Annotated in this window: 7 protein-coding genes, 1 tRNA gene and 1 pseudogene; 3 read left to right on the top strand and 6 right to left on the bottom strand. The window is 69.2% G+C overall.

The annotated features are described in order from the left end of the window. Positions 1-209 precede the first annotated feature (209 nt). Positions 210-917 (bottom strand): SGNH/GDSL hydrolase family protein, encoded by a 708-nt coding sequence (locus DM992_RS03165; protein ID WP_111017777.1) that lies wholly within the window; start codon positions 915-917, stop codon positions 210-212. Positions 918-1,204: 287 nt separating this feature from the next. Here DM992_RS03165 and DM992_RS03160 point away from each other — a divergent pair, with 287 nt between their 5' ends. Further along, a complete protein-coding gene (locus DM992_RS03160) occupies positions 1,205-3,292 on the top strand; it encodes a UvrD-helicase domain-containing protein (RefSeq protein ID WP_047899495.1) in 2,088 nt (695 codons plus the stop codon). 99 nt (positions 3,293-3,391) lie between these two features. Here DM992_RS03160 and DM992_RS03155 read toward each other — a convergent pair whose 3' ends face one another. Next, positions 3,392-4,285: a c-type cytochrome gene (locus DM992_RS03155; RefSeq protein WP_111015603.1), complete on the bottom strand. Its 894-nt coding sequence runs from the start codon at positions 4,283-4,285 to the stop codon at positions 3,392-3,394. A 252-nt stretch (positions 4,286-4,537) separates the two neighbouring features. Here DM992_RS03155 and DM992_RS03150 point away from each other — a divergent pair. Beyond that, positions 4,538-4,613: transfer RNA gene (locus DM992_RS03150), tRNA-Arg, on the top strand. Between the two features lie 328 nt (positions 4,614-4,941). On the opposite strand, the pseudogene DM992_RS03145 reads toward DM992_RS03150, so the two are convergent. After that, a pseudogene (locus tag DM992_RS03145) lies at positions 4,942-5,474 on the bottom strand (DUF523 domain-containing protein). 178 nt (positions 5,475-5,652) lie between these two features. On the opposite strand from DM992_RS03145, the gene DM992_RS03140 reads away from it, so the two are divergent. Continuing rightward, positions 5,653-7,200, top strand: a complete 1,548-nt coding sequence (locus DM992_RS03140) for a TIGR04222 domain-containing membrane protein (protein WP_111017776.1) — start codon at positions 5,653-5,655, stop codon at positions 7,198-7,200. Between the two features lie 70 nt (positions 7,201-7,270). On the opposite strand, the gene DM992_RS03135 is transcribed toward DM992_RS03140, so the two are convergent. The 3 genes from DM992_RS03135 to DM992_RS03125 form a co-directional block, all read right to left on the bottom strand. Next, positions 7,271-10,522, bottom strand: coding sequence for a glycosyltransferase (locus DM992_RS03135; protein WP_239511305.1), 3,252 nt, complete (start codon positions 10,520-10,522; stop codon positions 7,271-7,273). A gap of 119 nt (positions 10,523-10,641) precedes the next feature. Continuing rightward, a complete protein-coding gene (rffA, locus tag DM992_RS03130) occupies positions 10,642-11,799 on the bottom strand; it encodes a dTDP-4-amino-4,6-dideoxygalactose transaminase (RefSeq protein ID WP_111015601.1) in 1,158 nt (385 codons plus the stop codon). Positions 11,800-11,856: 57 nt separating this feature from the next. Then, positions 11,857-12,504: a class I SAM-dependent methyltransferase gene (locus tag DM992_RS03125; protein WP_111015600.1), complete on the bottom strand. Its 648-nt coding sequence runs from the start codon at positions 12,502-12,504 to the stop codon at positions 11,857-11,859. Positions 12,505-12,506: the final 2 nt, after the last annotated feature.

The following is a 12,506-nucleotide window of genomic DNA, read 5'->3' as shown; positions in this document are numbered from 1 at the left end:
ATTAAAGGATGGCGCGCCGAGGCGGCGCGAGGACGACCGGCTATTTTGGCACGGCGCCGCCGCTTGTACTGGCGCGTTGGGCGAAATGCGCGGTGAGACGCGGCGCATGCGCAAAGGAGGCCGGCATTTGCGCGAGACCGCGCACCGCGCGCGCGTGGTTGCCGCCCGGCTTCGCGATAAACGGCGCGTCGCGCGGGCGTTGTGCCACATCACGCGGCCGCCCGCCGCCGCACGGCGGCAGCGACCTGTGCGGCCCACGCGGCGCATGCGGCTTCGCCGGGGTGGAAGCCGTCCGCGGCCATCAGGTGGCGCTCGAGCGGCAGCGCGACCCGCAGGAACGTGCAGTGCTGCTGCGCGGCGACCCAGCCGGCGAGTGCCGCGTTGAGCCGCCTCGCGCGCAGCCCGAGATACCACGCGAGCGGCTGCGGCAGCGCCGGAAAGCGTTCCATCGGCGGCACCGCCGACAGGATCACGTGCCCGACCCGGAAGCGCGCGGCGAGCGTCCGGACGAGTTCGGCCTGTGCCGCCTGCCAGCGCGCCGGCGGCACGCCGCCCGTCACGTCGTTGACGCCGAGCGACGTCACGGCCACGTCGAACGGCTCGGCCGGCTCGGCGGCGAGCCAGTCGACGAGATCCCGGGTGGTCAGGCCCGTGCGCGCGAGCAGCTTCCAACTGACGCGGTGCGTGGCCGCCAGCGCGCGCGCCAGTTGCCCGGACAGCGCGTCGCGCTGCGTCGCGACGCCGACGCCCGCGGCGGCGGAATCGCCGACCACCAGCACGCGCAGCGGCGGGCCGTCGCCGGCAACGCCGTCGCGCGGGCCGGCCGCCTCGGGCAGTCGCGGCGTGACGCGCCGCACGTAGCGCCCCTGCGCGAACAGCAGCGGGCCGAGGGCGGCGGTGGCGAGCGGGTATCCCATGATGTCGATCCGGTGGCGTTTCAGGCGGTTCATGCGAGCCCGGCGCGGGGCGGCGCCGGTGTGCGCATATTGTGGCCGATCGGTGCGCGAACGGGGCCGGATTGGCCGGACGGACAGGGTGCAGCAGGGCGATCGGCCCGCGCGGCCCCGTCCGGCGGCGCTCCCGAAATACGCGCCGCCGACGTGTTAACATGCGCGTCCTGCCCGCGTGTCCGCCTGCTTTGCCAGCCTGCCGCGCACGGCATCCTCCCGGCGTTCCGCCGTCAACCGCAACACCATCCGCCATCATGTCCGCAGGCCTCAATCCCGCCCAGAACGAAGCGGTGCGCTATCTCGACGGTCCCTGTCTCGTGCTCGCCGGCGCGGGCAGCGGCAAGACCCGCGTGATCACGCAGAAGATCGCGCACCTGATCGAAGCGAAAGGCTTCGAGCCGCGCCACATTGCCGCCGTCACGTTCACGAACAAGGCGGCCGCCGAAATGCGCGAGCGCGTGGGGAAGCTGCTCGAGGGCAAGACGCTCACCACGCCCGGCAAGGAAGGCCGCAAGGTACCCGTCAACCAGCTCACCGTCTGCACGTTCCACTCGCTCGGCGTGCAGATCCTGCGCCAGGAGGCCGAGCACGTCGGCCTGAAGCCGCAGTTCTCGATCATGGATTCGGACGATTGCTTCGGGATGATCCAGGAGCAGCTCGGCACCACCGACAAGGGGCTGATCCGCAAGATCCAGAGCATCATCTCGCTGTGGAAGAACGGCCTGATCATGCCCGACGAGGCGATGGCGATCGCGGCCAACGAGGACGAGCACCAGGCCGCGCTGGTCTATCGCAACTACGTCGCGACGCTGCATGCGTACCAGGCGGTCGACTTCGACGACCTGATCCGCCTGCCCGCCGAGCTGTTCGCGAAGAACGAGCAGGTGCGCGACCGCTGGCAGAACAAGCTGCGCTACCTGCTGATCGACGAGTACCAGGACACCAACGCGTGCCAGTACGAGCTGCTGAAGCTGCTCGCGGGCCCGCGCGCCGCGTTCACGGCGGTCGGCGACGACGACCAGGCGATCTACGGCTGGCGTGGCGCGACGCTCGAGAACCTCGCGCAGCTCGGCAAGGATTTCCCGAAGCTGCACCTGGTCAAGCTCGAGCAGAACTACCGGTCGACGGTGCGGATCCTGACCGCCGCGAACAACGTGATCGCGAACAACCCGAAGCTGTTCGAGAAGAAGCTGTGGTCCGAGCACGGGATGGGCGATTCGATCACCGTCACGCCGTGCAACGACGAGGAGCACGAGGCCGAATCGGTCGTGTTCCGGCTGTCCGCGCACAAGTTCGAGCGGCGCGCGCAGTTCCGCGACTACGCGATCCTGTATCGCGGCAATTTCCAGGCGCGGATCTTCGAGCAGGTGCTGCGGCGCGAGCGGATCCCGTACGTGCTGTCCGGCGGCCAGTCGTTCTTCGACAAGGCCGAGATCAAGGACCTGTGCGCGTACCTGCGGCTGATCGCGAACGCCGACGACGATCCCGCGTTCATCCGCGCGGTCACGACGCCGCGCCGCGGGATCGGCAACACCACGCTCGAAGCGCTCGGCTCGTTCGCGGGGCAGGCGAAGGTGTCGCTGTTCGAGGCCGTGTACATGGGCGGCATCGAGGCGCGGCTGTCCGCGCGCCAGGTCGAGCCGCTCAGGATGTTCTGCGACTTCATCCAGCGCCTGACCGAGCGCGCGGACAAGGAGCCCGCGACCGTCGTGCTCGACGACATGATGGAGGCGATCCACTACGAGGCGTACCTGTACGACGCGTTCGACGAGCGGCAGGCGCAGTCGAAGTGGCAGAACGTGCTCGAATTCCTCGAATGGCTGAAGCGCAAGGGCACGAAGCCCGAGACGGAGGCCGTCGACGGCGAGGCGGAAGGTTTCCACAACGCGGACGGGCTTGCCGATACGGGCAAGAACCTGCTCGGCCTGATCCAGACCGTCGCGCTGATGTCGATGCTCGAGGGCAAGGACGAAGATCCCGACGCCGTGCGGCTGTCGACCGTCCATGCGTCGAAGGGGCTCGAGTACCCGCACGTGTTCCTGGTCGGCGTCGAGGAGGGCATCATGCCGCACCGCGGCGGCAGCGAGGACGACGGCCCGATCGACAGCGAGCGGATCGAGGAAGAGCGCCGGCTGATGTACGTCGCGATCACGCGCGCGCAGCGCAGCCTGCACCTGAACTGGTGCAAGAAGCGCAAGCGGGCGCGCGAGACGGTCGTGTGCGAGCCGTCGCGCTTCATCCCCGAGATGGGCCTCGACGAAGCGCCGCCGCCCACGCCGGAAGAAGCGCCGATGTCGCCGAAGGACCGGCTCGCGAGCCTGAAGGCGTTGCTGCAGAAGTGATGCGGCGGCGCCGTCGGGCGCAAGGCGACCCGGCCCCGGCAAACAAAACCCCCGCGATGCGCGTGCACCGCGGGGGTTTTTACTGGTGGTCCGGCGTGGTTACTTCGACGCGTTGACCATGTAGTCGACGGCCGCCTTCACGTCGGCGTCCGACGCGTTTGCCCCGCCCTTCGGCGGCATCGCGCCCTTGCCGTGCAGTGCGTAGTTGTAGACCGTATCCATCGAGTCCTTCAGGCGCGGCGCCCAGTCTTCCTTGCTGCCGAACTTCGGCGCGCCGAGCACGCCGGCCGCGTGGCAGGCCTGGCAGGTCGACGTGTACAGTGCCTTGCCGGCGGTTGCTGCATCGGCGCTGGCCGGTGCGGCCGCGGGCTGTTCGCCGGCCTTCGGGATCGCGGCGATCGCGGCCTGCGCCGCGGCGATTTGCGCACTCGCGGCGTCGGCCGCGCCCGACGCGCCTGCCGCGCCGCTGGCGGGCTGCGCCGCGTTGGCGGCCGGCGCGGCCGGTTCGGGGAAGTTCGCGCCGTCGTTGTTCGCCATGTAGACGATCGCACGGGCGATTTCATAGTCGCTGACGTCGTCGGGGCTCGTGCCGCCGCGCGCCGGCATCGCGCCCTTGCCAGCGAGGGCCGTCTTCAGCAGCGTGTCGAAGCCTTGCGAGATGCGCGGCGCCCAGTCGTCCTTGTTGCCGAACTTCGGCGCGCCAGCGGCGCCCGTGCCGTGGCAGGTCACGCAGACGGCCTTGTAGACTGCCTCGCCGGTCTTGTACGTGCGGGGCGCGTTGGCGTCCTTCACGTCGACCTTTGCAAGCGGTGCGATGCGCGCCGCAACCTGCTCGTCGGATAGCGCGTCCGTGCCGGCGCCGGAACGGAACGCATGGTTCGCATAGGTGGCGAACAGGACGATCAGGACGATCGGGATCGCGAACGACGCGATGATGACGGCAATCAGTTGCCCGGGGGTTTTGACGGGAGATTCGTGGGGTGCTTCGCTCATGCTTGCCTCGTCTCCGTGAATAGGAATTGTGAGCGCGGTGCAACGGCAAAATGGCAGTCCAATGAAGCCCGGACGATTATAGACGGAACGTTTACATCACGGCGAGCGGCACGATGGCGCGTGTTTACCCGCACGCAGCGGGGCCCGGCGGCGATTCGGCGGGTAAGGTGGACGCGTCATGGGAAACCGGGTATCCTTGCCGTCTTGCCAATTGTGGGCGGCCTGTATATTGGGGTCGCTTCACTGTCACACGCGCCCGTAGCTCAATGGATAGAGTACTGCCCTCCGAAGGCAGGGGTTGCTGGTTCGATCCCAGCCGGGCGCGCCAAAACATGCCTGTTCAGGCTTCCAGCGGTTTCGTTACTTCATCGTTGCCCCTGACCACGTATCGACAACGAACGAAATCTGGATCTTCGGAGCCACGGCCTGGCAGCGATATCGATATATGGGCCAGATTCCTGCCTGACGACTTACGCGATCGCATTGTTCCTCACCGTTCTCCGTTGGAGGACGGGAGCACTCGGCGGCAAGTATGCAGAGGCGTTCAGGAGAGCACAAACTGTGCAGCCAAATTGCAGCTTGGATGAGTTGGATTGCTCTTGATTGACCTTGTGCAGCCTTGGTTTTGCAGTTTGCGAGTTATGTAAATCATTGATTTAAAATAATTTTTCGCATCGGTAAAACTCCGGAGGAAGGGGTTGGTGCGCCGCACGCCCCTGCTGCGCCAGCCGCTTGCGCAGCGCGTCGATCTCCGTATCCGCGAACACCTCGATGCCGTGCTGTCGTAGCAGCGCGGCGGTGACGCCCGCGCCGGCGTGCCTGTTACCCGCAAAGCTCCCGTCGTAGATGAAGCTGCTGCCGCGTGACGGGCTGCCGTCGGCCAGCCGCGCGAAACCGCAGTCACGCTCGCGCGCCAGCGTCATCGCCGCCTGCGCGCCGGCGATGAACGGCGCCGTGAGGTCCGCTCCGGTCACCTCGACGACGCGGGCGGCGCCCGCGAGCACCCGCTGCCCGGAATCGCCGTCGACGATTTCGGCCGGCGGCCGCGGCACGCCGAATCCCGCCGTCAGCTCGGGACAGATCGGCACGAGACGTCGCGCCGCCATTGGTCGAGCGCCTGATGCGCGGCCGTCTTGGCCGAGCCGTTGTAGCGGAGCGGCTGGCCGAGCACGCACATGCTGACCAGCATCTTCTGTTTCGTCTGTAACGCCGGTTCCTCGCTCGGGATGATGGAGTGACCGGAAATTCTGCGGCAAGCGTCGCCGATGCGCAGCGTGCTGCTGCCGCTGCACCGTCATGCGAGAATCCCCTGCAACAACAACTGCAAGCGTCGATCGCGGCGGCCGTCCGCATCGCGCCGACTTCCGATGGCTCCATTCCCGCCTTCCGCCGCCGCAGCCGATGCAGGGGCGCTGACCGAACCGCAGCGCGCGCTGCTCGCGCGCCTGCAGGCCTATGCGCCCGACGCGCCCGATGCGCCGCTGCCGTACAGCCGCCGTCTCGCCGAAGCGGAGCGCTGGCCCTACGCGCATGCGCTGGCCGTGATCGACGAATACAAGCGCTTCGCGTTCCTCGCGCGGGTAGCCGGCCATCCGGTCACGCCGTCGCACGCGGTGGACGCCGCATGGCACCTGCACCTGCAATACACGCGCGAATACTGGGACGTGTTCTGCGCCGACGTGCTGCGCGCGCCGCTGCATCACGTGCCGGGCGCGGGCGCGCCCGACGAGGCCGCGCGGTACGCGCGGCACTACCGGCAGACGCTCGACAGCTACCGCAGGCTGTTCGGCTGCGAGCCGCCCGAAGCGATATGGCCGCGCCCCGTGGCCGAGCCGGCCGTGCCCGCCGACGCCCCGGTGCAGCGCGCGGAACTGCGCGACGGCCCTTCGAGTGCGCCCGCCGCGCGTCCGCGACGCTGGCGGCGCTTCGCGAAGTTCGCGTGGCCAACGGTGGCGATCAGCGTCGCGGCGACCTGCGCGAGCGCGAGCGATTTCAATGTGCTGGACTTCTCGGGGCCGGACTTTCTCGGGTTGTTCTACGTGCCGCTCTGCATCGCCGCGCTGCTGCTGATCGCCGGCCTGCAGTGGATCGAATACCGCCACCGTGCGTGGGGAACGCGCGCCCCCGAATCGTCGCCCGACCTGAGCGCGGAGGAAGCGGCGTATCTCGCGGGCGGCGGTGCGCGGATGGCGCAGGTCGCGATGCTGTCGCTCGCGCATGCCGGTGCGATCGAGCTGCGGATGAGCAAGGTCCACGGCGCGCGGGTGCGGATCGACGATCCGCGACACGCAGGCGCTTATGGCGCCGACTGGGAATGGCTGAGGAGGCAACCCGGCGGCGAAACGAGCTGCCACGCGTTTCGTCAGCGTCTCGCGTGGCGCGAAGCCGACTGTGCCGCAGCGTTGCAGCGCAAAGGCTGGCTCTGGGCGCCGGGCGAGATGCGGGCGACGCGGATGGCCGCGCGCGCGATCCTGCTGCTCGTGTTCGGTGCGGGCGCGGCGAAGCTCGCGGTCGGCCTAACCCGCGGCCGTCCCGTGCTGCTGCTGATGATTTTCATGACGGCGTTCATGGTCGCGTACCACTTCATGGTCGGACGCCTGCCCGGCTTGGGGCGCGGCGGCATGACGCGCGGCGGCGAGGCGGCGCTCGACGCGCACCGCGACGAACGCCGGGGCGAGCGCGCGACTCCGGACGGGCTCTTGTGGACGGCCGCGCTGTTCGGCGCCGGCGCGCTCGCCGGCACCGTGTGGGCCGCGCATTCGAAAGTGCTGATGGCGCCGCCGCCCGTCGCCGTGAACTCCGGCGGGTCGAGCGGTTCGTCCGACTCCTACACCGGGGACGGCAGCAGTTCGAGTTCGTGCAGTTCGTCGAGCTCATGCAGCTCAAGCAGTTGCGGCGGCTGTTCGAGCAACTGAGCACAGGGCACGCTGCCGGGATAGCGCGCCGGGCCGCCAGCGTCAGGCAAGCGGCACGGCGCGCGCCGAACTACGCGATCGCGGCATCGGCGGGCGTTCGTGCCTGCGCAGCACGCCCGTCGCCCGCCTCGACGATCAGCGTCCAGTCGAACGCCGGCAGTGCGCAGAGCTGCTCGACGGTGGCCGTGTACTCGTGCGCGGGCGCGTGCAGGTAGCGCACCTTGTCGGTCCATTCGGGCAGCGTCGCCTGCGACGTGGTCAGCACGACCGCCAGCAGATCCTGTTCCGGCCGCCTTGCGATTTCCTGCAGGCTCAGCCGGACCTTGTCGAGGTCGCCCTCGGCGTCCAGGATCAGCGCGCCGGGGATCGGCGCATCCAGCCGGCCGGGCTGGTTGCCGACAGCGCCTTTGCCGATGCACTGCTGATACACATGGCGATAGCGCGGCAGCGCCTGCTGTAGCGCGTAATGCTTGCGGACCTTCGCCTGCGCCGTGCGCGCGAGCCCGCGGCGCAGCGCCGGGTTCGAGATCAGCCAGTCGAGCGCGTCGACCCAGGCCTGCGGCGCATCCGGGACCAGCAGGCCGTCGCAGCCGTCGTTCAGCGCGAGGCGATAGGCTGGCCGGTCGCTGACGATCGAGGCGATGCCGGCCGCCGCGTATTCCTGCCACTGGATCGTGCTCGTGCCGGCGTTGTAGTCGTGGTCGGCGAGCGGCAGCAGCGCGATGTCCCAGCACCGTTCCGGCAGGCGTTGTGCGTGCGCGTCGTAGTCGTGAAGCTCGGGCTCGCACCCGGCGTCCGGGTGGCCGGCCCAGCCTGGCGGGACGTCCGCGCCGACGAAACTCACCTTGACCTTGCCGGGATGGCGCGCGCGGATCGCCTGCAGCGCCGCGTCGACGAGCGCGAAGTTGTCGGCGCGCAGCGACGCGCCGGCGATGCCGATCGTCACGCAGTCGTCGCCGCGCGCCGTCACGGGGCGGTAGAACCGGTCGAAGTCCACGCTGTCGGGCAGCACGTGAACGCGCGGGTGCGACAGCCGGTAGCGGCTGGCGATGAACGGCGTGGATACGATCACGGCGTCCGCGTTGCGCAGCACGAGCTCGATCCCCGCGCGGGCCATCCCGCCTTGCGCGGCGAGCGGGTGCGCGGCCGGCAGGTCGGTCAGCAGGTCGTCGGTCTCGTAGATCACCGGCTTTTCATGCTTGAAGATCGTATACAGGTCGTTGCCCGTCAGGATGCCGGGCGTCAGCCGGTGCAGCAGGATGGCGTCGGCCGTGGCCAGCACGCTGCTGTCGATCTGGCCGTCCCGGATGCCCGGGACGAGTTCCCATTCGTCGTTCAGCAGACCGAACGGCAGCGTGAGGCGAATTCGCGACGACGCGCACGCGTCCGGATCGATCGAATACACGATCAGGCGCTTGCGGCGCGGTGCGGCGTCCGCAGTCGCGGCGACGGGCGCCAGCGTCCGGTTCTCCGTGAGCAGCCGCGCGTACAGCGCGCCGTGGCGCGCGGCGTTGCGGCCGATGTCGTGCTGCGCACGGATCGCATCCTGCGCGGCCGCGGCGAGTTGCGCACGGGTTTGCGGATGCTCGATCAGGTGCGCGATCGCGTCGACCCACGCGTCGGCGGTGTCGGCGACGAGCCAGCCCGTGCGGCCGTGGACAACCGAGCAGCCTTCCGCCGACGTGGCGACGAGCACCGTGGCCGCGCCGGCCGCCGAGCATTCGAGCCATGCGCGCGGCGGCGCATCGTCGCGCAACGTGACCGGCGCCGCGACCAGCGCGATGTCGAGGTCCGCGCGCTTCAGCGCGTCGGCGTAACTGTCGTAAGGGGCAGACTCAGCGATCAGCGTGACGTCCGGTTCGCGGTCCCAGCCGGCCGGCAGCGCCGCGCCGACAAACGACACCCGGAGCTTCCCCGGAAACCGGCGGCGGAGCTCGGCCAGCGCCTGGCGGACCTGCTCGAGACGCACGCCGTCGAGACCGGTGCCGGAAACCGCGAGGTTCACGTGGTCGCGCACGCCGGGCGCCGCGCGGTGCAGACGCTCGAGATCGACGCCGGTCGGCAGCACGTGGACCGATGCGTTGACATGACGGTACTGCCGCACCAGCGCTTCCGACGGCACGACGAGCGCATGCGCGCGCTGCACGGCGCTGCGGATGCCCGCCTTGCGGCGCGCGTTGTCGGCCGCGCCGGGGATGTCGGCGAGCAGCGTGTCGAGCGGCGCGTCGATCTCGAGGACGACCGGCTTGCCGAGCGAGAACAGGTGTTCCAGCGTGGCGGGGGACAGCAGGCCCGGCGTGTCGCCCTGCAGCACGATCAGGTCAGCGCGCTGCAGCGCGTCGGGATCGATGCCGGCTTGCGTGACAGGGAAAGTCAGTGCCCATTCGCGGTCCAGCCGCGCGAACGGGTGCGCGAAGCGCAGGCTGGTGCGCGCGTGGTCGGCCGGTTCGGCGGTGACGACCGCGATGCACGAGCGCGGCGCGGACGCGGGCTGTCCCTGGGCGGCGGCGCCCGTCGCGACGGCCTGCGCATCCAGCTCGTCCGCGTGTGCCTGGGTCCGCTCGACGAAGTTCTGCAACTGCTGCCAGAACGCCTCCTCTTCCTTCAGGTAGACGCTGCGCGCTTCGTGAACGGTGGCCTTCGCGTGGGCAATCTCGTGTTCGTCGAGCCCCCACGCGATGCCCTTGCCGTCCATCACCCACCGGGTCGGCTCCGACAGCGACGCGTCATTCATGATGCACACGACCGGGCATCCGCACAGCAGCGCTTCGAACACGGCGGTGGACCATTCGTACATGTACACGCACTCGACCTGTCGGAACAGCGCCGCGAGTTCGTGCGCCGAACGTTCCGGCACGCGGGTCGAGATTTCGATCGACTCGGCGGTGACCGGATGCAGCGTGCCGCCGCGCCGTAGGTGGCGATTGATGAAGACGGCCGTGCCGTTGCGGCGGGCGTCGTCGACACCGTCGCTGTTGAAGATGCGCGTGTCGACCAGCGGTATGCGCAGCAGGTCCGCCTTCCATTCTTCGGGCACCAGCGACGGCCCGAACGTGAAGATGAGGTCGTTCGGCTGCAGGGTGATCGGTTCGCCGTTGATGCGACCGGGCTCGGCCAGCAGGTAGCGCACGACGCAGCGCGCGTTGAACGGATTGCCGGTGACGACATCCGGGTAGACGACGATCGGGCTGCGATTCGCGCGGGCGTGCGCCTGCACGATGTCGTTGGTCAGCGGCGGCGTGCGCAGGTCAGGATGCACGACCGGCGTGCAGACGTACGCTTCGTGGCCGAGCAGGTTCAGCACGTGGCACAGGTAGTGCATCGCGCGGATCCCGCCGGAGGTTTGCCGGAAATTCGGGGCGAGTATGTAGTATGGGTGGCCGAGTCGCGTAAAGATGCGCGAACCGCCGTGCGCCAAGCCAGGTTTGGGAGTCTTCATCGTTATCGGGTGCGGTAGAAATCGAAGACCACGTCGAGGATGCGATCCTGTTCGGCTTCGGTCATGTCGTGGTACAGCGGCAGCCGGACGAGCCGGTCGGCGACGAGGTCCGTCACTGCCATGCCGGACCCGCAGCGCCCGTAGCGCTGGCCGGCCGGCGAACTGTGCAGCGGCACGTAGTGGAACACCGCGTTCACGCCCACCGCGCGGATCTGCTGCAGCAGCTCGGTGCGTTCGGCGAGGTCGCGTGCGAGGAAATAGAACATGTGGCCGTTGCCGCGCTCGGCGAGCGAAATCGCGGGCAGGTCGATCAGCCCGTCCGCGTGCAGCGGCTGCAGTGCGTCCTGGTAGCGCTGCACGGTCGCGCGCCGCTGCGCGGTGATCACGTCCGCGTGCTCGAACTGCGCGTACAGGAACGCCGCGATCAGCTCGCCCGGCAGGAACGACGAGCCGACGTCGACCCATGTGTACTTGTCCACCTGCCCGCGGAAGAACTGACTGCGGTTGGTGCCCTTCTCGCGGATGATCTCCGCGCGCTCGACGAGGCGCGGGTCGTTGACCAGCAGTGCGCCGCCTTCGCCCGAGATCACGTTCTTGGTCTCGTGGAAGCTGAGGCACGCGAGGTGGCCGAGGCTGCCGAGCGGCTTGCCGTTCCACGACGACTGCAGCGCCTGAGCGGCGTCCTCGATCACCCACAGGTCGTGGTCCGCCGCGAGCTGCCCGATCACGTCCATGTCGCATGCGACGCCCGCGTAGTGCACCGGCACGATCGCGCGCGTGCGCTTGGTGATCGCGGCGGCGATCTGCGTCTCGTCAAGGTTCAGCGTGTCGCGGCGGATGTCGACGAACACCGGCGTCGCGCCGCGCAGCACGAACGCGTTGGCGGTCGACACGAACGTGTAGGACGGCATGATCACTTCGTCGCCGGGCTGCACGTCGGCGAGGAGCGCGGCCATCTCGAGCGCGGCCGTGCACGAGTGCGTGAGCAGCGCGCGCCGGCAGCCGATGCGCGCCTCCAGCCAGCGGTGGCAGAGCTTCGTGAACGCCTGGTCGCCGGCGAGGCCGCCCTGCTCGACCGCTTTCGCGATGTAGTAGAGCTCCTTGCCGACCACGAACGGGCGGCCGAACGGAATGCTGTCGAGATTGGGTGGGCCGAACATGGTCAGGCTCCGCGGTAAGGGGGGGACGATCGGCCGCGCGGTGCGCGCGCGGCGCGCTCAGGCGTCCTTGCGGACGAGGATCGTGAATTCGTACAGGCCGTAGTCGTGCAGCAGCGCGACCTGGCGCGAATAGCGGCGCTTGCAGCGATCGAACAGCGCGCACGGGTCCGCGTAATACAGGAGGTCCGGACGCATGAACGGCGGATCGGAATACGACGTCAGGCAGTTGAACGCGAAGCCCCGGCGGCTCGTCTCGTGCAGCGTGTCGAGCGTCGCGTGGATGTAGTCGAGCCACGCGTCGTCGCCGTGACCGCGCCTGACGTTGAAGATGCCGGACGCGATTCCGTAGTCCGACGCGGCCTGCGGCGTCGCGCCGACATGAAACGCGACGTTCGGGTCGTCGCGATAGCGCTGCCGCGCGGCGTCGACCATATCGGACGAGATGTCGTAGCCCGCATACGCGAAGCCGTCTGGCAGCGCACGCGCCTTCAGGAAATCGACCAGCGCGCCGTAGCCGCAGCCGATGTCGTTCACCGAGTGGCCGCCGGACGCGGGCAGGATCTTCGTCAGTTGTTCGAAGCGCAGGAACTGGCTGGTTTCGCCGTTCCAGTCGACGCCGCGCGCGGTCGCGCCGTGCTCCGCCAGCCGCGCGCTGTAGTACGCGGCCACTTCTTCCAGCAGGCTCGCATGCCGGGATTCGCTCATGG

This window comes from Burkholderia sp. JP2-270, from assembly GCF_003233675.1.
Lineage (GTDB): Bacteria > Pseudomonadota > Gammaproteobacteria > Burkholderiales > Burkholderiaceae > Burkholderia > Burkholderia pyrrocinia_C.
Note: the sequence above shows the minus strand (reverse complement) of the source record. Positions and strands in the feature narration are given on the sequence as shown.

Bases quoted from the DNA above. Each gene is read 5' to 3' on its own strand.
- DM992_RS03165 (WP_111017777.1), bottom strand. From the start codon at position 917: ATGGGATACCCGCTCGCCACCGCCGCCCTCGGCCCGCTGCTGTTCGCG.
- DM992_RS03160 (WP_047899495.1), top strand. From the start codon at position 1,205: ATGTCCGCAGGCCTCAATCCCGCCCAGAACGAAGCGGTGCGCTATCTC.
- DM992_RS03155 (WP_111015603.1), bottom strand. From the start codon at position 4,285: ATGAGCGAAGCACCCCACGAATCTCCCGTCAAAACCCCCGGGCAACTG.
- DM992_RS03140 (WP_111017776.1), top strand. From the start codon at position 5,653: ATGGCTCCATTCCCGCCTTCCGCCGCCGCAGCCGATGCAGGGGCGCTG.
- DM992_RS03135 (WP_239511305.1), bottom strand. From the start codon at position 10,522: ATGCACTACCTGTGCCACGTGCTGAACCTGCTCGGCCACGAAGCGTAC.
- rffA (WP_111015601.1), bottom strand. From the start codon at position 11,799: ATGTTCGGCCCACCCAATCTCGACAGCATTCCGTTCGGCCGCCCGTTC.
- DM992_RS03125 (WP_111015600.1), bottom strand. From the start codon at position 12,504: ATGAGCGAATCCCGGCATGCGAGCCTGCTGGAAGAAGTGGCCGCGTAC.